The sequence below is a fragment of the Alcaligenes endophyticus genome, from assembly GCF_026344035.1.
Lineage (GTDB): Bacteria > Pseudomonadota > Gammaproteobacteria > Burkholderiales > Burkholderiaceae_B > Alcaligenes > Alcaligenes endophyticus.
In genome coordinates this window covers 1-19,575 of record NZ_JAPKND010000013.1, presented here as the reverse complement: position 1 = coordinate 19,575, position 19,575 = coordinate 1, and the positions used below count along the sequence as shown (strand labels likewise).

Annotated in this window: 14 protein-coding genes and 1 tRNA gene; 3 read left to right on the top strand and 12 right to left on the bottom strand. The window is 49.5% G+C overall.

Translation table 11 applies throughout. The features are described 5' to 3' along the window. Positions 1–80: 80 nt before the first annotated feature. From fusA to rpsL, 3 genes are all read right to left on the bottom strand, one after another. Positions 81–2,183, bottom strand: a complete 2,103-nt coding sequence (gene fusA, locus OSH01_RS16235) for an elongation factor G (RefSeq protein ID WP_266125186.1) — start codon at positions 2,181–2,183, stop codon at positions 81–83. Positions 2,184–2,200: 17 nt separating this feature from the next. Further along, a complete protein-coding gene (rpsG, locus tag OSH01_RS16230) occupies positions 2,201–2,671 on the bottom strand; it encodes a 30S ribosomal protein S7 (RefSeq protein WP_266125185.1) in 471 nt (156 codons plus the stop codon). 133 nt (positions 2,672–2,804) lie between these two features. Beyond that, complete coding sequence (gene rpsL, locus OSH01_RS16225) at positions 2,805–3,176, bottom strand: 30S ribosomal protein S12 (RefSeq protein WP_266125184.1); 372 nt, start codon at positions 3,174–3,176, stop codon at positions 2,805–2,807. A gap of 419 nt (positions 3,177–3,595) precedes the next feature. Here rpsL and OSH01_RS16220 point away from each other — a divergent pair, with 419 nt between their 5' ends. Genes OSH01_RS16220 through OSH01_RS16210 form a run of 3 tightly spaced genes read left to right on the top strand, consistent with a single transcriptional unit; the run spans position 3,596 to position 7,373 of the window. After that, positions 3,596–4,303 (top strand): response regulator transcription factor, encoded by a 708-nt coding sequence (locus OSH01_RS16220; protein ID WP_266125183.1) that lies wholly within the window; start codon positions 3,596–3,598, stop codon positions 4,301–4,303. Continuing rightward, entirely contained in the window at positions 4,300–5,388 is a 1,089-nt protein-coding gene (locus OSH01_RS16215) for a FecR domain-containing protein (RefSeq protein WP_266125182.1), read from the top strand. The genes OSH01_RS16220 and OSH01_RS16215 overlap by 4 nt, the downstream gene beginning before the upstream one ends. A gap of 17 nt (positions 5,389–5,405) precedes the next feature. Then, positions 5,406–7,373 (top strand): CHASE2 and HATPase_c domain-containing protein, encoded by a 1,968-nt coding sequence (locus OSH01_RS16210; protein ID WP_266125181.1) that lies wholly within the window; start codon positions 5,406–5,408, stop codon positions 7,371–7,373. A gap of 132 nt (positions 7,374–7,505) precedes the next feature. Here OSH01_RS16210 and rpoC read toward each other — a convergent pair whose 3' ends face one another. From rpoC to OSH01_RS16165, 9 genes are all read right to left on the bottom strand, one after another. Then, complete coding sequence (rpoC, locus tag OSH01_RS16205; protein WP_266125180.1) at positions 7,506–11,765, bottom strand: DNA-directed RNA polymerase subunit beta'; 4,260 nt, start codon at positions 11,763–11,765, stop codon at positions 7,506–7,508. Next, positions 11,765–15,877: a DNA-directed RNA polymerase subunit beta gene (gene rpoB / locus OSH01_RS16200; protein WP_266125179.1), complete on the bottom strand. Its 4,113-nt coding sequence runs from the start codon at positions 15,875–15,877 to the stop codon at positions 11,765–11,767. The genes rpoC and rpoB overlap by 1 nt, the downstream gene beginning before the upstream one ends. Positions 15,878–16,047: 170 nt before the next feature. Further along, on the bottom strand, positions 16,048–16,425 hold the full coding sequence (gene rplL, locus OSH01_RS16195) for a 50S ribosomal protein L7/L12 (protein WP_266125178.1): 378 nt from the start codon (positions 16,423–16,425) through the stop codon (positions 16,048–16,050). Between the two features lie 69 nt (positions 16,426–16,494). Next, positions 16,495–17,019, bottom strand: coding sequence for a 50S ribosomal protein L10 (gene rplJ, locus OSH01_RS16190; protein WP_266125177.1), 525 nt, complete (start codon positions 17,017–17,019; stop codon positions 16,495–16,497). Positions 17,020–17,231: 212 nt separating this feature from the next. Continuing rightward, entirely contained in the window at positions 17,232–17,927 is a 696-nt protein-coding gene (rplA, locus tag OSH01_RS16185; RefSeq protein ID WP_266125176.1) for a 50S ribosomal protein L1, read from the bottom strand. Positions 17,928–17,930: 3 nt separating this feature from the next. Beyond that, a complete protein-coding gene (gene rplK, locus OSH01_RS16180; RefSeq protein WP_266125175.1) occupies positions 17,931–18,365 on the bottom strand; it encodes a 50S ribosomal protein L11 in 435 nt (144 codons plus the stop codon). A 63-nt stretch (positions 18,366–18,428) separates the two neighbouring features. Next, positions 18,429–18,962: a transcription termination/antitermination protein NusG gene (gene nusG / locus OSH01_RS16175; protein WP_266125174.1), complete on the bottom strand. Its 534-nt coding sequence runs from the start codon at positions 18,960–18,962 to the stop codon at positions 18,429–18,431. 9 nt (positions 18,963–18,971) lie between these two features. Next, the gene (gene secE / locus OSH01_RS16170; RefSeq protein WP_266125173.1) at positions 18,972–19,352 is read right to left on the bottom strand and encodes a preprotein translocase subunit SecE; all 381 of its coding nucleotides are present in this window, start codon (positions 19,350–19,352) and stop codon (positions 18,972–18,974) included. A gap of 46 nt (positions 19,353–19,398) precedes the next feature. Continuing rightward, positions 19,399–19,474, bottom strand: a tRNA-Trp gene (locus tag OSH01_RS16165). Between the last annotated feature and the right edge of the window lie 101 nt (positions 19,475–19,575).

Below are 19,575 nucleotides of genomic sequence, written 5' to 3'. Positions count from 1 at the left end.
TTTATCCCAATCTATGTTTTCAAGAAAACAAAAATAGTATGTTAATTTCCGGCCTGCCGAAGCAGGCCTGAATGCTTAGCTTATTTACCGCGAGCGCTGATCACTTCATCGGCTACGTTCTTTGGAGCTTCAGCATACTGCTTAAATTCCATTGAGTAAGTAGCACGACCCTGTGTCTGAGAGCGCAAACTGGTAGAGTAGCCGAACATCTCTGCTAAAGGTACTTCAGCTTTGATAATTTTGCCACCACCAGGAATATCATCCATACCCTGAACCATACCGCGACGTGAAGACAAGTCACCCATCACGTTACCAGCGTACTCTTCAGGTGTTTCCACTTCAACCGCCATGGTTGGCTCCAGCAAGACAGGAGATGCTTTACGCATACCGTCTTTGAAAGCCATTGATGCAGCCATACGGAAGGCGTTTTCGTTTGAGTCAACGTCATGGTAAGAACCAAAGAACAGAGTAACTTTAACGTCAACGACTGGGTAACCTGCAACCACACCAGCTGGCAAGGTTTCTTGGATACCCTTATCAACAGCGGGGATGTACTCACGCGGTACAACACCACCTTTAATCGCATCAACGAACTCGTAGCCACCGCCAGCCTCGAGAGGCTCCAGCTTGAGGACCACGTGACCGTACTGACCGCGACCACCAGACTGCTTAACAAACTTACCTTCCACTTCTTCGCAAGTTTTACGGATAGTTTCGCGATAGGCCACTTGGGGTTTACCCACGTTGGCTTCGACACCGAACTCACGACGCATACGGTCAACCAACACTTCCAAGTGCAACTCGCCCATACCAGAAATAATTGTCTGGCCGGATTCTTCGTCGCTACTTACGCGGAAGGAAGGATCTTCCTGAGCCAAGCGAGACAGGGCCACACCCATTTTCTCTTGGTCAGATTTGGTTTTGGGTTCTACAGCCTGTGAAATAACAGGCTCTGGGAACACCATACGCTCTAGGATGATGTGCTTAGCAGGATCACACAGGGTTTCACCTGTTGTGACGTCTTTCAAACCAACCACCGCAGCAATGTCACCCGCTACCAGCTCTTTGAGCTCAGTACGGTTGTTAGCGTGCATCTGCAAGATACGACCAACGCGCTCTTTCTTGCCTTTGATGGGGTTATAAACGGAGTCACCTGAACGCAACACACCAGAATATACGCGCACGAATGTCAGCTGACCTACAAATGGGTCAGTCATCAATTTGAACGCCAAAGCAGACATAGGTTCTTCATCGTCGGCCTTACGCACAATGGGATTACCATCGTCGTCGGTGCCGTCTACGGGAGGAATGTCTACTGGGGATGGCAGGTAGTCGATCACTGCGTCCAGCATGCGTTGTACACCTTTATTTTTAAAGGCAGTACCACACAGCATAGGCTGAATTTCACAAGCAATGGTGCGCAAACGCAGACCCAAGTTAATGTCGTCTTCGGAAAGATCGCCAGTTTCCAGGTACTTGTTCATTAAGTCTTCGTTAGCTTCAGCAGCCGACTCGACCATTTTTTCACGCCATTCTTCAGCTTGGTCTTGCAACTCAGCAGGAATGTCTTTGTACTCGAACTTAACGCCTTGGCTAGCCTCATCCCAGATGATGGCCTTCATTTTTACCAAGTCGACCACGCCTTCGAACTGATCTTCGGCACCGATTGGAATCACAATAGGTACTGGATTAGCTTTTAGACGCAGTTTTAACTGATCGTAAACTTTAAAAAAGTTTGCGCCAGTACGGTCCATTTTGTTGATGAAAGCTAGACGAGGTACGTTGTACTTGTTAGCTTGACGCCATACAGTCTCGGACTGAGGCTGCACACCACCCACCGCACAATACACCATGCAGGCACCGTCCAGCACACGCATGGAACGCTCTACCTCGATGGTAAAATCCACGTGTCCGGGGGTATCAATGACGTTAATACGGTGTTCAGGGTAGTTGCCCGCCATCCCGCGCCAGAAAGCGGTCGTAGCGGCCGAGGTAATAGTGATCCCGCGCTCTTGCTCTTGCTCCATCCAGTCCATAGTGGCGGAACCTTCGTGGGTTTCACCCAACTTGTGGTTTACGCCTGTATAAAACAGGATACGCTCGGAAGTGGTAGTTTTACCGGCGTCAATGTGGGCAGAAATACCGATGTTACGGTAGCGCTGGATAGGGGTTTTGCGGGCCATGATTGTATGTCCTCAGATTACCAACGGAAATGGCTGAATGCGCGGTTGGCTTCTGCCATCTTGTGCGTGTCTTCACGCTTCTTCATTGCGCCGCCACGGCCTTCTGCCGCGTCAGCCAATTCACCAGCCAAACGCAATACCATTGATTTCTCACCACGTTTCTTGGCGGCTTCACGCAACCAGCGCATGGCCAAAGCCAAACGACGAACAGGACGAACTTCAACAGGTACTTGGTAGTTTGCACCACCGACACGACGGCCTTTTACTTCGACAACTGGTTTGATGTTGTTGATGGCAGCGTTAAACACTTCGAGCGGATCTTTGCCGGTCTTTTGCGCCACTTGGTCAAGCGCACCATAAACAATACGTTCGGCAACAGCTTTCTTGCCGGACAGCATGACCACGTTCATAAATTTGGCCAGCTCAACGCTGCCAAATTTTGGGTCAGGTAGGATTTCACGTTTGGGAACTTCGCGACGGCGAGGCATGGTATTTTCCTTGTGACTATTCAGTTGAATCGCTTGCGCGATCTCGACCAATTATCAAATTGATCACTTACATGCTATGGCGACTAGCCATAGTTGCACGAACACATCAGCCTAAGCTGATAGGCAGATGCAATTATTTTGGACGCTTGGCGCCGTACTTGGAACGGGCCTGTTTACGATCTTTAACACCCTGAAGATCCAGAGCGCCGCGGACGATGTGGTAACGCACACCCGGCAAGTCTTTTACACGACCGCCGCGCACTAGCACGACCGAGTGTTCTTGCAAGTTGTGGCCTTCACCACCGATGTAGGAGATAACTTCGAAACCGTTCGTTAGACGCACTTTGGCGACTTTACGCAACGCAGAGTTAGGTTTCTTTGGGGTCGTGGTGTAGACACGTGTGCAGACACCGCGACGCTGTGGGCAGTTCTCGAGCGCTGGGCTCTTACTGCTCGCACGACTGACTTCGCGCGGCTTGCGCACGAGTTGAGCAATGGTTGGCATGACCTATACGTATCCTATATAAAGTACGTTTGTTCGCTTAAACAATGCTGCCCAGAATAGACTGTATGTCAACATCAGGGCAGCTTGCACAGCACCGCCCCTTAAACAAAACAAAGAGCGGTCCTGCACAAATGGCTAAAGGCTATGGGTATCTATTCCTAGATTTTAAAGCAAAAACTTTATCAAACTAGAAGCATCAACTCACCATAACCAAGAATTACTACAAAGTGAACCGGCAAAGGATCCTTTAAGTAAGCCTTAAAATTTAACACCGTAACGCCTTATAAGTCAATGCATTACCGCTACTATCAGGCATAATACGTTGTGTGAGCGCCGCGGTAGGCACACTTACTCATCAAGCGTCCGCCTATCGTTATACTCCTCCCTAGTATCTATAATAAATTCAGGATCTTGAATCTATGTACATCGCCTCCTTGGAAGATGATCTGGCGCAAGCCAAACTCATTACCCAAACCCTAGCTGATGCAAATTTTCAATGTGATAGCTTCACGACTGGCAAAGCTTTACTCGCTAAGCTAGCTAAGCCACATTCTTATGATCTGCTTTTACTAGACTGGGAGGTTCCTGATGTCAGCGGCCTAGATGTTTTACGCTGGGTGCGTGCTAATTTAGGGCACCGCATCCCCGTATTGTTTTTAACCAGCCGTACTGCCGAAGAAGACTTAGTGGTAGGTTTACAGGCCGGCGCTGATGACTACATGACTAAGCCGCTACGCAAAGGTGAACTGATTGCCCGCATCCATGCGTTATTGCGTCGCACCACTCCTGATACCGCCCAAAACGAAAGTTTTCAGTTTGCCTGTTATCATATTTATCCCGAGCAAGGACGCATAGACCTTAACAACGAGCCTATTACGTTAGCCCCTAAAGAGTTCGAGCTAGCGTTACTACTATTTCGTAATCCAGGGCGTTTATTTTCTCGCGACGTGCTCAGTTCTGCTGTGTGGAATCGTGAAATTCCCGCTACCTCGCGTACTTTGGATACGCATTTATCTAATATACGACGCAAGCTACAATTAAGGCCTGAAAACGGTGTCCGTCTCAGTGCCTCTTATGCCTTGGGTTACCGGCTAGAACCTCTTTCCGATCCTCTTGAATCATCATGACACAACGCTGCATCGCCCTTTTATTGGGCTGTTTTCTTGTCTATAACACGAGCTGGGCACAACCGTCGGGCGCACGAGGTGATAACTTTATTTATCGCGTGATAGCGGGCGATACGCTATCCAATATTGCGGACACCTATACAGGCCAATCACAAAACTGGAGCCTGCTGCAGTCTCTTAATCATATATCTAACACGCTGGCGGTTCCAATCGGTAAAGAGTTAGCAATACCCTTTCGGCTTATCCCTACCAGCCCTGCAGCACTCAGCATCACACACCGATCTGGTCAGATTCAAGTCAATGGTCAAGCGCTACGTGCGGATGCACACACCTTAAACGAGGGTGATCATATACAAACCGGTAATCAGTCTTACCTAACGTTAAGTATGCAAGACAACAGCACCTTACTGGTTCCCGAAAACTCATCGATCACCCTGCAGCGGGCGCGTAGCTTTGATCGCGCCAAACTCACCGACACCATCATCGCTCTCCAAGACGGAGACGTAGAGTCTATTGTCGCGCCCGACTCTACAGGCGTCGGACGCTTTGAAGTCCATACACCCGTTAGCATTACTGGTGTGCGTGGTACCTCGTTACGGGTCCGTCAACAAGGACAGGCAAGCTTTAGTGAGGTGCTAGAAGGTCGCGCTGAGCTCAGCACTACGGCGAGCGAACAACTCACTAACATCCCTTCTCGCTACGGTGCTGCCGTATCCGCTGATGGCCAGGTGAGCAACGTCACCCTGTTACCTAAAGCACCCGTTATCAGTGAACCCATCAGACAAGGTGGGCAATGGAGCACTCAGGTGCAGAGCGTTCCCGAGATCGAGAGTTACCTGGTGCAAGTAGCCCTTGATCCCCAAGGGAGCAAACTTGTTTCGCGCCATGTTCAACGCGGCCCTACCCTCACCTTTAGCGCACGCCGACCAGGTCCGCACTTTGTGCTAATTCGAGCCGTAGACCTATTGGGGCTTAGTGGCCCCGATACTATCGCCAGTTTTACAGGGGCCTTTGCCTTAACGAGCAGTGATGGCACCCCCATCACTACCTCGTATGGCGAACCAGTGCTCTTGCGTGACTTTTAAGCGGTTTATACTTTGGCATGCCAGCTAGCACTGATCAGACTGCCAGCAAATCACTGAATTCTCAGCTACAGCAGGAATGGCGTTTAGTCACCCTATTCCTGTTTGTGCTGACTCTAGTGCTTAGTGTCTACCGCTCTGACATAGGTTTGTCCCGCTTGGACAATACCTTTTATGATTTCACGCTAGCCTTAGGCCCCCCTCAAACGCCACCTACCGATATCGCCTTAATTGCTATTGATGATGGCAGTATAGCCAAAATTGGTTATTGGCCATGGCGTCGCGATATCCATGCTCAACTACTGGAACGGCTTGAGGGCGCGCGTGCAATTGGGCTGGATATGGTTTTTCAAGAAGCGAATCCGGCTTATCCTACTGACGACCAAACCCTAGCGGCTGCCATAGCTGAAAATGGGGCAGTTGTTCTACCCCAGATATACCACCCTCAAACTAACCGTATTGCTCAACCTTTAGCCGAACTGCGCAAACAAGCTGCCGCATTAGGCTATATCAATATTTATCCAGATGCCGACGGTGTAGTACGCAAGGTGAAGCTGCGCCACACACTACCAAACGGTGAAGAATTACTGCATTTTGCACCGACTATGTTACAAGTGGGGCAGGAAGGACAAGCACTCGCGCCTATTCTAGATAAAGAGAGCAATTCGACTCGCTACATTCCCTACGCAGGCCGTCCAGGACACTTCAATACTTATCCTTATTACAGTGTATTGCAAGGCAACTACCCTCCCGACTACTTCAAGAATAAGTATGTATTAATCGGAGCTTGGAGCAGTGGCTTAGGTGATTCCTTTTCGACGCCCATGTCTAAGGCCGAACAATCTACCATGTCGGGCATGGAGATACTAGCCAATATTTTGCAAGCCAGTGAGCAAGGTAAATGGATAGATGTTCCGCCTGATTGGCTCAATGCACTGCTGTCTTTTATACCTGTATTACTTGTGTGTTTGCTATTACTAAAGCAATCACCGCGCTTAGCATTTTTAACCCTTACCTTTGCGCTCATAGGCATCTTCTTGTTAGATTGGGTGGCTATGCATGTATTCGGACTTTGGATTCCCCCTACCGCTAGCCTACTAGTTACTACGCTCGCCTATCCTTTATGGCACTGGCGTAGTCAAGAGGCTGCCTTAAGGCAGGTCTCACAAGACCTAGAAAAGCTACAACGTGATTACCCGGAAATTAGAGCTGCCATGAGTAGCTCTCGTTCTGAACAGCAAGCACGTAGCCTGCCACAACGTCTGTCCTTGCTACATAAGTCCATCGATTTACTGCGACGGGCGCAAACTAGGCGCGAAGAAACACTACGGTTTATCTCTCACGACATGCGCGCTCCACAGAACTCTTTATTAGCGCTTAGCGCACTACAAAAGGAAGCGACGGATAAAATGAGTTCAGAGCAACTGCTAGAGCATGTCGATATTTATGCGTCCCAAACCTTAGAGCTGGTCGATAACTTCATCAACCTTGCCCGTGCAGAAGCCATGGACATGGTGCTCAAACCCGTGAATCTGGCCGACTTGCTTGCCGATAGCATGGACCTTGCATGGGCAGCAGCGCAGCGTAAAAAAGTTCAACTCAACTATGCCACCACAACGGAAGCTTGGGTAATGGGCAACGCTCCTATGCTCCGGCGTGTACTGACTAACTTAATTGAAAATGCGATTAAATATGGCCCCGAAAACAATGACATCACCGCTAGTTTCACGTTAAGCGAAAAAACGGTCTTATTACAGATTAGCGATCACGGCTGGGGCATCTCCGCTGAACACTTGCCACATCTATTTGAACCCTATCATCGTGCCCATGCGGATGGGAACGACACACCTTCTGGAAGTGGCTTAGGTTTAGCCTTTGTCAAAACAGTGATCAACCGACATGACGGCGATATAAGCGTACAAAGCGAACTGGGCCACGGCAGTATTTTCTCTATTAGCTTAACGGCTACAGCGCCATCTGAGCACTAAAGAACCCTCCAGCACTCCTTGTCAGTAGTATCCAGCTCATCCATACCACCACACGGGTGGTCCTTGCATAAAAAAACGCCACAGCCTTTTTACAGGCTATGGCGTTCTCCAGCGTATAGATAGAAAGTAAACTTACTCGACGCTATCTTCGCTAGGCGCTACGGTAGAAGCTTCTGGCTTGCTCGCGGCCTCGGGGGTTTCAACCCCTTCTGCCGAGTCACCAAATGGATTCTCTAGCTCACGGGCTGCTTTACGCTCGGCTGCTTCAAAAACCTCTTTCTGCTTACGAGCAATATGGTAAGCCATCCCAGTACCGGCAGGAATCAAACGACCCACGATAACGTTCTCTTTCAGACCACGTAGATCATCGGTTTTACCCATGATCGCCGCTTCGGTCAACACTCTGGTGGTTTCCTGGAAGGAAGCCGCAGAGATGAAGGAGTCGGTAGACAAGGAGGCTTTAGTAATACCCAGCAAGACGTTTTCATACGTTGCAGGAATACCGTTTTCAGCCAGTACTCGATCGTTCTCGTTCAACAGTTCGGAACGCTCAACCTGTTCACCCGTAATAAAGCCGGTGTCACCTGAGTCAACAATATTCACACGACGCAGCATCTGACGAACAATCACTTCAATGTGCTTGTCGTTGATCTTCACGCCCTGCAGACGGTATACGTCCTGAACCTCGTTAACGATGTAATTAGCAAGCTTTTCGATACCTTTGAGACGCAAAATATCGTGGGGATCGGAAGGACCGTCAACGATCATCTCACCCTTGTTCACGACTTGACCATCGTGAGCCAATACTTGTTTCTCTTTGGGAATCAAGAACTCGTGGCTGACTCCGTCTAGATCGGTAATGACCAGACGCTGCTTACCCTTAGTGTCTTTACCAAAAGATACCGTACCGGTTACCTCGGCAAGTAGACCTGCATCCTTGGGTGAGCGAGCCTCGAAAAGCTCGGCCACACGCGGCAGACCCCCAGTAATGTCACGGGTTTTCTGCGACTCTTGAGGAATACGAGCCAGAATCTCACCCACAGACACATGTTGGCCATCACGTACGGTAATCAGCGCGCCCACTGGGAACGAGATGTTTACCATATGGTCTGTACCGGCGATTTTAATTTCCTGACCTGCTTCGTTCAACAGTTTGATCTGTGGACGATTGATGGTCTTGCCGGTGCTACGTGTCTTGGGCGTAATCACGACCAAAGTGGACAAACCTGTAACTTCGTCAACTTGACGCGCTACAGTAACACCCTCTTCGATATTTTCGAAGCGAACGGTACCGGTGTACTCAGACACGATAGGACGAGTCAGAGGATCCCAAGTGGCCAAACGTTGGCCTGCTTTAATCGTCTCGCCATCGCCTACGGAAATGGTGGCACCATAAGGTACTTTATGACGCTCGCGCTCACGACGGTTATCGTCAAAAATAACGATTTCACCTGAACGAGAGATCGCAATACGCTCACCCTTCGCGTTGGTCACATAGCGCAGGCCAATTTCGAACCCAACAGTACCAGCCGACTTAGTTTCGACCGAGCTCGCCATGGCTGCACGTGAGGCCGCACCCCCAATGTGGAAAGTACGCATGGTCAACTGAGTACCGGGCTCACCAATGGACTGAGCAGCGATAACCCCTACTGCCTCACCACGGCTTACCAATGTACCGCGACCTAAGTCACGACCATAACAGTGCGCACATAATCCATGACGGGTCTCACATGTCAGGGGAGTACGGATTTTGACTTCATCAATTCCAATCGAGTCGATCAGTTCAACAATGTCTTCATCCAACAGCGTGCCGGCACTGACGACGGTTTCCTGATTATCAGGATTGACGATATCAACCGCGGCTACACGCCCCAGTATCAGATCGCGCAACGGCTCAATCACCTCACCACCATCCAAGATGGCTTTCATGGTGTAGCCCTGCGACGTACCGCAATCTTTCTCAATAATCACCAGATCTTGAGTAACGTCTACAAGACGGCGCGTCAGGTAACCTGAGTTAGCGGTCTTCAATGCCGTATCAGCCAAGCCTTTACGTGCACCGTGAGTGGAAATAAAGTACTGCAGTACGTTCAAGCCTTCACGGAAGTTAGCCGTAATAGGCGTTTCAATAATGGAGCCATCAGGCTTAGCCATCAAGCCACGCATACCCGCCAACTGACGAATCTGGGCTGCTGAACCACGAGCCCCGGAGTCAGCCATCATGTAAATAGAGTTGAACGACTCCTGACGCACTTCCTCGCCAAAGCGGTTAGTGACAGGCTCAGTAGCCAACTGCTCCATCATGGCCTTACCAACGCGGTCACCTGCCTTACCCCAAATATCCACGACGTTGTTATAACGTTCTTGGGCAGTAACCAGACCGGACGAGTACTGCTTGTCAATTTCCTTCACCTCGTTACTGGCTTGGCTCAGGATGTCTTGTTTGACGGCAGGTACCAGCATGTCGTTCATGGCGATGGAAATACCACCGCGTGTGGCCAGTGTAAAGCCGGACTGCATTAACTTATCGGCAAAAATTACCGTAGCACGCAGACCACAACGACGGAACGACTGGTTAATCAGACGCGAAATTTCTTTTTTCTTCAGCGTACGATTCAATGCCGAGAAAGGTAAGCCTTTAGGCAAAATCTCGGACAAAATCGCACGACCAGCGGTCGTTTCGTAACGCTTGATGAAAGTCTTCCACTCATTGTCCTCGCCTTTTTCGTACTCAGTAATACGTACGGTCAGACGAGTTTGCAAAGAGATTTCATTACTATCGTAGGCGCGACGAACCTCGGAGACGTCAGCAAAGAACATCCCCTCGCCTTTGTCGTTCACTGCTTCACGTGTTGCATAGTACAGACCCAAGACGATATCTTGAGAAGGTACGATGGAAGGTTCACCGTTAGCCGGGAACAGCACGTTATTGGAAGCAAGCATCAAGGTCCGCGCTTCCAACTGTGCTTCTAGCGACAACGGTACGTGTACCGCCATTTGGTCACCGTCAAAGTCAGCATTAAACGCGGCACACACTAAGGGGTGCAACTGAATTGCTTTACCTTCAATTAGTACAGGCTCAAACGCCTGAATACCTAAACGGTGCAACGTTGGCGCACGGTTGAGCAAAATGGGGTGTTCACGGATAACCTCTTCAAGAATATCCCACACCACTGGCTCTTGACTCTCTACCAGTTTTTTTGCTGCCTTAATCGTGGTAGCTAAACCCATCAACTCCAAACGGTTGAAAATAAAGGGCTTGAAAAGCTCTAGAGCCATCAGTTTAGGTAAACCGCACTCGTGCAGTTTGAGCTGAGGACCCACCACAATAACAGAACGACCGGAGTAGTCGACGCGCTTACCAAGCAAGTTCTGACGGAAGCGCCCGCTCTTACCTTTGATCATGTCAGCCAAGGACTTCAACTGACGCTTATTTGCGCCAGTCATGGCTTTACCACGACGACCATTATCTAACAGCGAGTCTACCGACTCTTGCAACATACGTTTTTCGTTGCGCAAAATAATGTCGGGAGCTTTAAGCTCTAACAAGCGCTTCAAACGATTGTTACGGTTAATAACTCGACGGTATAGGTCGTTCAAATCAGAGGTTGCAAAGCGACCACCGTCCAGCGGCACCAACGGACGCAGATCTGGTGGTAGAACAGGCAACACTTCCATGATCATCCAGTCAGGCTTAATACCCGATTTCTGGAAACCTTCCAAGACTTTCAAACGCTTGGACAGCTTTTTGATCTTGGCATCCGATCCAGTAGCTTTCAGCTCACCGCGCAAGCGCTCAACTTCACGGTCTAGATCGATATTACGCAACAGCTCACGTACCGCCTCCGCACCCATCAGGGCGTGGAAGTCGTCACCGTACTCTTCTGTTTTAGCCAGGAAGTCGTCATCAGACATGATCTGACCACGCTTCAGCGGGGTCATACCAGGCTCAATAACGCACCAAGCTTCAAAGTACAGCACGCGTTCAATGTCGCGCAACGTCATGTCTAGGACCATACCCAGACGGGATGGCAGGCTCTTGAGGAACCAAATATGCGCTACTGGGCAAGCCAACTCAATGTGGGCCATGCGCTCACGACGCACTTTGGAGACAGTGACTTCAACGCCACACTTCTCACAAATAACGCCGCGATGCTTCAGACGCTTATATTTACCGCACAAGCACTCATAGTCTTTTACTGGGCCAAATATTTTGGCGCAGAACAGACCATCGCGCTCAGGTTTGAACGTGCGATAGTTAATGGTTTCTGGCTTACGGACTTCTCCGTAAGACCAGGAACGGATCTTCTCAGGAGAAGCAATACCAATTTTAATGGCATCAAACTGCTCTTCCTGATTGACCTGTTTAAATAAGTCGAGTAGCGCTTTCATTATTTACGCTCCAAATCCATGTCCAGAGACAAGGAACGAATTTCCTTGACCAGCACGTTAAAGGACTCCGGCATGCCGGCATCAATAACGTGATCACCCTTGACAATGTTCTCGTACACCTTGGTGCGACCTGCAATATCGTCAGATTTGACGGTAAGCATTTCTTGAAGCGTGTAGGAGGCACCGTAAGCTTCCAGTGCCCAGACCTCCATCTCTCCAAAACGCTGACCACCAAACTGCGCCTTACCGCCCAGAGGCTGCTGGGTAACCAGCGAGTAAGGACCAGTAGAGCGGGCGTGCATTTTGTCGTCCACCAAGTGATGTAATTTCAGATAGTGCATATAGCCAACTGTTACCACACGCTCAAAGGCTTCACCTGTACGTCCGTCAAACAAACGTACTTGTGTGCGATAAGGGGCCAACTGCAAACGCTCAGCGACATCATCAGGATAGGCCAAGCAAAGCATACGATCAATTTCAGCCTCGGTAGCACCATCAAATACTGGGGTAGCCATAGGCAGACCTTTTTCCAGATTTTTGGCCATCGAAACGATTTCTTCGTCGCTCAGCTCTGTTAGACGTGTAGGTTTACCACTTGAGTTATAGGCTTTTTCTAGGAATGCGCGCAGCTCAGCAATTTGTACGCTTTGCTCATCTTGCATCATTTCCGCGATACGCTGGCCTATACCTTTAGCCGCCCAGCCCAAGTGCACTTCCAGTACCTGCCCTACGTTCATTCGAGAAGGAACGCCTAACGGGTTCAAGACGATATCTACCGGAGTACCATCCGCCATGTGCGGCATGTCTTCAATCGGCACAATGCGTGAAACCACACCTTTGTTACCGTGACGACCAGCCATTTTGTCACCTGGCTGTAAACGACGCTTAACAGCTAAGTAAACCTTAACCATTTTCAACACGCCTGGAGGCAACTCGTCGCCCTGTGTCAGCTTCTTGCGCTTTTCTTCAAAGGCGAGATCAAACTGGTGACGTTTTTGCTCTAGGGACTCTTTCGTGTGCTCGAGAACAACCGCATGCTCTTCATCGGCCAAGCGAATGTCAAACCACTGCCAGCGATCCAGATCCATCAGGTACTCAGCTGTGAGCTCAGCACCTTTAGGCAGTTTGCGCGGGCCGCCATTGACCACTTTGCCAACCAAAAACTTCAAGGTACGATCAAAGGCGTCGTCTTCTACGATGCGCAACTGATCATTCAAATCTTGACGGTAACGGCGCAACTCATCATCGATAATAGCTTGCGCACGCTTGTCACGATCAATCCCCTCACGAGTAAACACCTGTACATCAATGACCGTTCCTACCATGCCAGACGGCACGCGCAAGGAAGTGTCTTTCACATCAGATGCTTTCTCACCAAAAATGGCGCGCAACAGCTTCTCTTCAGGAGTGAGCTGAGTTTCGCCCTTAGGGGTTACCTTACCTACCAGTACGTCATCAGCACGAACTTCAGCACCGATATATACAATGCCGGAATCGTCCAAACGGTTCAACTGAACTTCGGACAGATTGCTGATATCGCGTGTGATATCCTCAGGTCCCAGCTTGGTATCACGGGCAACTACCGTTAACTCTTCGATATGAATCGACGTATAGCGGTCATCAGATACCACTTTTTCGGAGATCAAAATCGAATCTTCGAAGTTGTAGCCGTTCCAAGGCATAAAGGCGATGAGCATGTTCTGCCCCAACGCCAACTCACCTAAGTCGGTAGAAGCGCCGTCGGCCAACACATCGCCTTTAGCGACGATATCACCACGCTTCACAATAGGACGCTGGTTAATGTTGGTGTTCTGGTTAGAACGTGTGTACTTGGTGAGGTTGTAAATATCCACACCTACTTCACCAGCAATGTTCTCATCATCGTTAACACGAATCACCACACGCTGGGCATCCACGTCCACAATCACGCCACCACGACGAGCCTGTACGGTAGTACCGGAGTCAACCGCCACTGTACGTTCAATACCGGTACCCACCAAAGGTTTCTCTGGGCGCAGGCACGGTACGGCCTGACGTTGCATGTTCGCACCCATCAAGGCACGGTTAGCATCGTCATGCTCTAGGAACGGGATCAAAGAAGCTGCGACGGACACAATCTGCGAAGGCGCCACGTCCATGTAATGCACATTCGCCGACGAGGTCATCAGGGTCTCGCCTGCCTCACGACACGCCACCAGATCATCCGCGAAAGAGCCATCTTCGTTCAACTCGGCGTTAGCCTGAGCAATAACGTAGTTACTCTCTTCGATAGCGGACAAGTACTCAATCTGCTCACTGACCTTGCCGTCGACAATCTTCAGGTACGGTGTTTCCAGGAAGCCGTACTCGTTCAGACGAGCATACAAAGCCATCGAGTTGATCAGACCGATGTTCGGACCCTCAGGAGTTTCAATCGGGCAAACACGACCGTAATGGGTTGGGTGCACGTCGCGCACTTCAAAGCCAGCACGCTCACGAGTCAAACCACCAGGTCCCAAGGCCGAAACACGGCGCTTGTGAGTAATCTCGGACAACGGGTTGGTTTGGTCCATAAACTGCGACAACTGACTGGAACCAAAGAACTCTTTCACTGCAGCCGAGATCGGCTTGGAGTTAATCAAGTCATGTGGCATCAGGTTCTCTGTTTCTGCCTGACCCAAGCGCTCTTTGACTGCACGCTCAACACGTACCAAGCCCGCACGGAATTGGTTCTCTGCCAGCTCACCTACGCAACGAACACGACGATTACCCAAGTGATCGATATCGTCAATTTGACCAATACCGTTACGCAGGTTAACCAATACCTTGATGGTATCCAAGATATCTTCGTCGGTCAGCGTCATGGGACCTTCGATGCTATCACCACGACCCAGACGGCTATTTACCTTCATGCGGCCAACGCGTGACAGATCGTACGTTTCTTCGCTGTAGAACAAGCGTTGGAAGAGTGCCTCTACGGCTTCTTCGGTGGGTGGCTCACCCGGGCGCATCATGCGATAAATCGCAATACGCGCAGCGTTAGAGTCAACCGTTTCGTCCATACGCAAAGTCAAGGAAATGTAAGCACCACGATCTAACTCGTTGATGTACAAAGTTTCCAGATCATGTACGTTAGCGGCACGTAATTCGGCTAGGATAGTTTCTGTGATTTCATCGTTAGCGTGCGCGATCACCTCACCGGTATCCGGATTGATGATGTTTTTAGCCAACACCCGTCCCAACAAGAAGTCTTCGGGAATGGAGATGTAATCGATTTTAGCGGCGCTTAAGTCACGAATGTGCTTAGCGTTAATACGCTTGTCTTTTTCAACCAGTACTTTGCCATCACGGTCTGTGATATCGAAACTAGCGACTTCACCTCGCCAGTGTTCAGGCACGAACTGCAGCTTGCCACCCTCTTTTTGAAGATCGATATGATCGAACTCAAAAAAGTTAGCCAAGATCTGCTCGGGCGTCATACCTATAGCCTTAAGCAAGATCGAGACCGGCATCTTACGTCTGCGGTCAATACGGAAGAAAAGAATATCTTTAGGATCGAATTCGAAATCGAGCCAAGAGCCACGGTAAGGAATGACACGTGCTGAGAACAGCAACTTACCTGAGCTATGTGTTTTACCACGATCATGTTCAAAGAACACACCAGGAGAGCGGTGCAACTGAGAAACAATAACGCGTTCTGTACCGTTAATAACAAAGGAGCCGTTTTCGGTCATCAAAGGCATCTCGCCCATGTAGACTTCTTGCTCTTTTACTTCTTTAACGGTAGGTTTGCTGACCTCACGGTCCATTAGTACTAAACGTACTTTGGCACGCAACGGCGAGGCGTAAGTCAAGCCACGGAGCTGACACTCCTTGACGTCGAACACCGGTTCGCCGAGCACGTAGCTGACAAACTCTAGCCTCGCCATCTGGTTATGGCTTACTATTGGAAAAATAGAATTAAAAGCTTCCTGCAATCCTTCGGCTTTGCGTTGTGAAGGTGGCGTGTCCTTCTGCAAAAAAGTTTTAAAAGAATGCAGTTGTGTCGCCAACAGATAAGGAACCTGCTGTACGTCTTCACGTTTGGCGAAGCTCTTGCGTATGCGCTTTTTTTCGGTGTACGAATAAGGCATGAGCACTCCGACTCAAGGTTACACGGGCCGTCAACCACGACCCCGGTTTACAACTTTAGAACGTTTCTAGAAAACCTGACTTTAATAGCACACTAAAATACGAGGTTTTCTGGAAACGCAAAAGCCCGGGAAGGCTTAAGAGTCGCTTTCCCGGGCAAATATCGACACTCTTACTTGAGTTCGACCTTAGCGCCAGCTTCTTCCAGTTTTTTCTGTGCGTCTTCAGCATCAGCTTTGGACAGACCTTCTTTAACTGGTTTTGGTGCGCCATCAACCAAGTCTTTGGCTTCTTTCAGGCCCAGACCGGTGATTTCGCGAACAACTTTAATGACGCTAACTTTGTTGGCGCCAATTTCAGCCAGAACTACGGTGAACTCTGTTTGCTCTTCAGCAGCAGCGGCAGCACCACCAGCAGCAGGAGCAGCAACAGCAACAGCGGCCGCAGCTGCGGATACGCCGAACTTCTCTTCCATTTCTTTGATCAGCTCGGACAACTCGAGCACGGACATTGCGCTGATTGCGTCTAAGATTTCAGCTTTAGTAGTCATTTATAGAACTCCAGATTTAAATAATATGCCAGGTTTAGGTGTCGTTCGATACCACGAATTCCACAAAGCTTAAGCAGCTTCTTTTTGATCGCGCACAGCCGCAAGGCCACGCACAAACTTAGTGGGAACTTCGTTAAGCGTACGCACAAATGTAGCGATAGGTGCTTGCATGGTACCCAGCAATTTCGCCAGCAACTCGTCGCGAGAAGGCATAGTGGCCAAAGCCTTAACGCCTTCTACATCGAGTATGCTGTTGGGCAGCCCGCCGCCCTTAATCACTAACTTGTCGTTAGTTTTTGCGAAATCAGCCAGTACTTTCGCCGCTGCAACAGGATCAGCGCTGATGGCGTACATCAGAGGACCTGTTAGCTGGCTGGTCAGACCGTCAAAAGACGAATCGGCCAACGCACGACGAACCAACGTGTTTTTCAATACACGCAGGTATACGCCAGACTCACGCGCTTGTTTGCGCAATACGGTAGCAGAAGCGACGTCCAAACCACGGTATTCGGCAAAAACAATAGATTGAGCTTGCGCTACTTGAGCGGAAATCTCTTCTATGACTGCCGCTTTCTCTTCACGATTGAGACTCACGGTGTGAACACTCCTTCAAACGATGCGGGGAAGGTTTCCCTACATCAACCGAATGCGGCGCACCTGGACGAGTTCTAAATAGAATTCTTCCATGGGCGCCGTCTACGCTGGATTTGGTGTGAACCAAAATTAAGACAGCAAGCTGCTCCAGCGGTCTTTGACAGCAATAACCGGTTTAACCGGTTATGCCCAAAGTTCTTTGTATCTGAGACTTATAGACTCAGCGATGCGATATCTACGCGTGCACCGCCACCCATGGTGGAGGATACAGCTACTTTACGCAGATACACGCCTTTAGCGGATGCTGGACGTGCTTTGTTCAATGCGTCAACCAAAGCCACCAAGTTTTCTTGCAGCTTAGCAACGTCAAAGGAAGCACGACCAATTGTTGAATGAATAATACCGGCTTTGTCTGTACGGTACTGTACTTGACCAGCCTTAGCATTTCTTACTGCAGTAGCGACGTCAGGAGTCACTGTGCCTACTTTGGGGTTAGGCATCAAACCGCGAGGACCTAGAATTTGACCTAGCGTACCCACAACACGCATAGTGTCAGGAGAAGCAATAACGACGTCAAAATCCAATTGGCCTGCTTTGATTTGTTCTGCCAAATCGTCCATACCTACGATATCGGCACCAGCTTCGCGAGCGGCTTCAACTTTATCGCCTTGTGCAAATACAGCCACACGTACCGATTTACCTGTACCTGCTGGCAGCACCACGGAACCACGAACCAGTTGGTCAGATTTACGTGGATCAATACCTAACTGTACAGCTACGTCGATGGATTCATCGAACTTAGCGTTAGCAGTTTCTTTGATCAGGTTTAGCGCGTCAGCAATAGGGTAAAAAGTATTGCGATCGATTTTTGCAGCAATAGCGGCTGCACGTTTGCTCAGTTTAGCCATGACTTACACCACCCCTTCTACGTTGATGCCCATGCTACGAGCTGTACCAGCAACTGTGCGCACAGCAGCGTCTAGGTCAGAGGCTGTTAGATCGGGCTGTTTGGTCTTAGCGATTTCTTCGGCTTGAGCACGAGTCAGAGTACCGACTTTGTCCAAGTTTGGACGAGCGGAACCACTCTTGATGCCAACCGCTTTCTTGATCAAGATAGTCGCCGGAGGCGTCTTCATGACAAAAGTGAAGCTCTTGTCGGCGTAAGCAGTAATTACAACTGGAATTGGCAGACCGGGCTCAACGCCTTGAGTCTGGGCGTTAAACGCCTTACAAAATTCCATAATGTTCAGACCGCGTTGACCCAGTGCTGGACCAATCGGTGGGGAGGGGTTAGCTTTACCAGCTGGTACTTGCAGCTTGATAAAACCGACGATTTTCTTCGCCATGTTAATGACTCCTTGCGGGTATAACGCCAACGCTACTGCTAGGCTTCCCGGGGGTTAAAAATATCAAGTTTTTTCAACTTGATCGAAATCGAGTTCAACAGGTGTAGCACGCCCAAAAATGGTAACAGTGACTCGCACCTTACTTTTCTCGTAGTTGACTTCTTCTACGTTACCGTTGAAGTCTGCAAATGGGCCATCTTTGACGCGCACCAATTCACCCACTTCAAACAATACTTTGGGACGTGGTTTCTCCACACCCTCTTCCATTTGCGAAAGAATTTTCTGAACTTCGATTTCAGAAATAGGTGCAGGACGATTACCAGAACCACCCAAAAAGCCTGTCACGCGCGGCGTGCTTTTTACCAAGTGCCATGTTTCGTCAGTTAGTGCCATTTCAACCAGCACGTAACCGGGATAGATACGACGTTCGGTGATAGATTTCTTGCCGTTTTTTACTTCTACTACTTCTTCTGATGGAACCAAGATGCGTCCAAACGCATCCTCTAGCTCGGCACGCTCAATTCGCTCCACCAAAGCTTTGTGCACGCTTTTTTCCATTCCAGAATAAACGTGAACCACATACCAGCGTTTGCTCATGTGTGCCCTTTATCTCCAGCCCAATAATAGGCCATATATAATCCAGCCCAGGCCTTTGTCGATGATCCACAATAGTATTGCCATGACCGCTACAAACGCAAAAACAATACCTGTCATTTGCGTCGCTTCTTTGCGAGATGGCCAGTGTACGCGTCGCACTTCTCCGTAAGCATCACGACCAAAAGCAACCGTACGCCGGCCAGTATCACTGAACCAGACGATCAGTACAGCAATGATCAGACTAAGTATGAAGACGCCGACACGCAGGGCAGTCGCTTGACCGTCCAATAAGGAGTAACCAACAATACCGGCAAGGACAACTATGCCAGCCAGGCCCAACTTAATTCGTTCAGAGCCACGGTTAACAGTTTCTACGTTGGTATTTGACATATTCTGGCGAGTGACACCATGCTTACGCAGTGGCAAATGGCTGATGTGGCAGGGGCAGAAGGAATTGAACCCTCAACCTTCGGTTTTGGAGACCGACGCTCTGCCAATTGAGCTATACCCCTATACCTCGAATAATATGGCTATTTACTTGGCAACCATATTAAACCTTTAGGCAAAAAAGGATAATAACCTTTTTTGCCTATTTTGGCTACTACTATTTTAG

What these genes read in the sequence shown, in the direction of transcription:
- rpoB (WP_266125179.1), bottom strand. Translation starts at nt 15,877, where the DNA reads ATGCCTTATTCGTACACCGAAAAAAAGCGCATACGCAAGAGCTTCGCC.
- rpsL (WP_266125184.1), bottom strand. Translation starts at nt 3,176, where the DNA reads ATGCCAACCATTGCTCAACTCGTGCGCAAGCCGCGCGAAGTCAGTCGT.
- rplA (WP_266125176.1), bottom strand. Translation starts at nt 17,927, where the DNA reads ATGGCTAAACTGAGCAAACGTGCAGCCGCTATTGCTGCAAAAATCGAT.
- fusA (WP_266125186.1), bottom strand. Translation starts at nt 2,183, where the DNA reads ATGGCCCGCAAAACCCCTATCCAGCGCTACCGTAACATCGGTATTTCT.
- rplL (WP_266125178.1), bottom strand. Translation starts at nt 16,425, where the DNA reads ATGACTACTAAAGCTGAAATCTTAGACGCAATCAGCGCAATGTCCGTG.
- rpoC (WP_266125180.1), bottom strand. Translation starts at nt 11,765, where the DNA reads ATGAAAGCGCTACTCGACTTATTTAAACAGGTCAATCAGGAAGAGCAG.
- nusG (WP_266125174.1), bottom strand. Translation starts at nt 18,962, where the DNA reads ATGAGCAAACGCTGGTATGTGGTTCACGTTTATTCTGGAATGGAAAAA.
- OSH01_RS16220 (WP_266125183.1), top strand. Translation starts at nt 3,596, where the DNA reads ATGTACATCGCCTCCTTGGAAGATGATCTGGCGCAAGCCAAACTCATT.
- OSH01_RS16210 (WP_266125181.1), top strand. Translation starts at nt 5,406, where the DNA reads ATGCCAGCTAGCACTGATCAGACTGCCAGCAAATCACTGAATTCTCAG.
- rplK (WP_266125175.1), bottom strand. Translation starts at nt 18,365, where the DNA reads ATGGCGAAGAAAATCGTCGGTTTTATCAAGCTGCAAGTACCAGCTGGT.
- OSH01_RS16215 (WP_266125182.1), top strand. Translation starts at nt 4,300, where the DNA reads ATGACACAACGCTGCATCGCCCTTTTATTGGGCTGTTTTCTTGTCTAT.
- rpsG (WP_266125185.1), bottom strand. Translation starts at nt 2,671, where the DNA reads ATGCCTCGCCGTCGCGAAGTTCCCAAACGTGAAATCCTACCTGACCCA.
- secE (WP_266125173.1), bottom strand. Translation starts at nt 19,352, where the DNA reads ATGTCAAATACCAACGTAGAAACTGTTAACCGTGGCTCTGAACGAATT.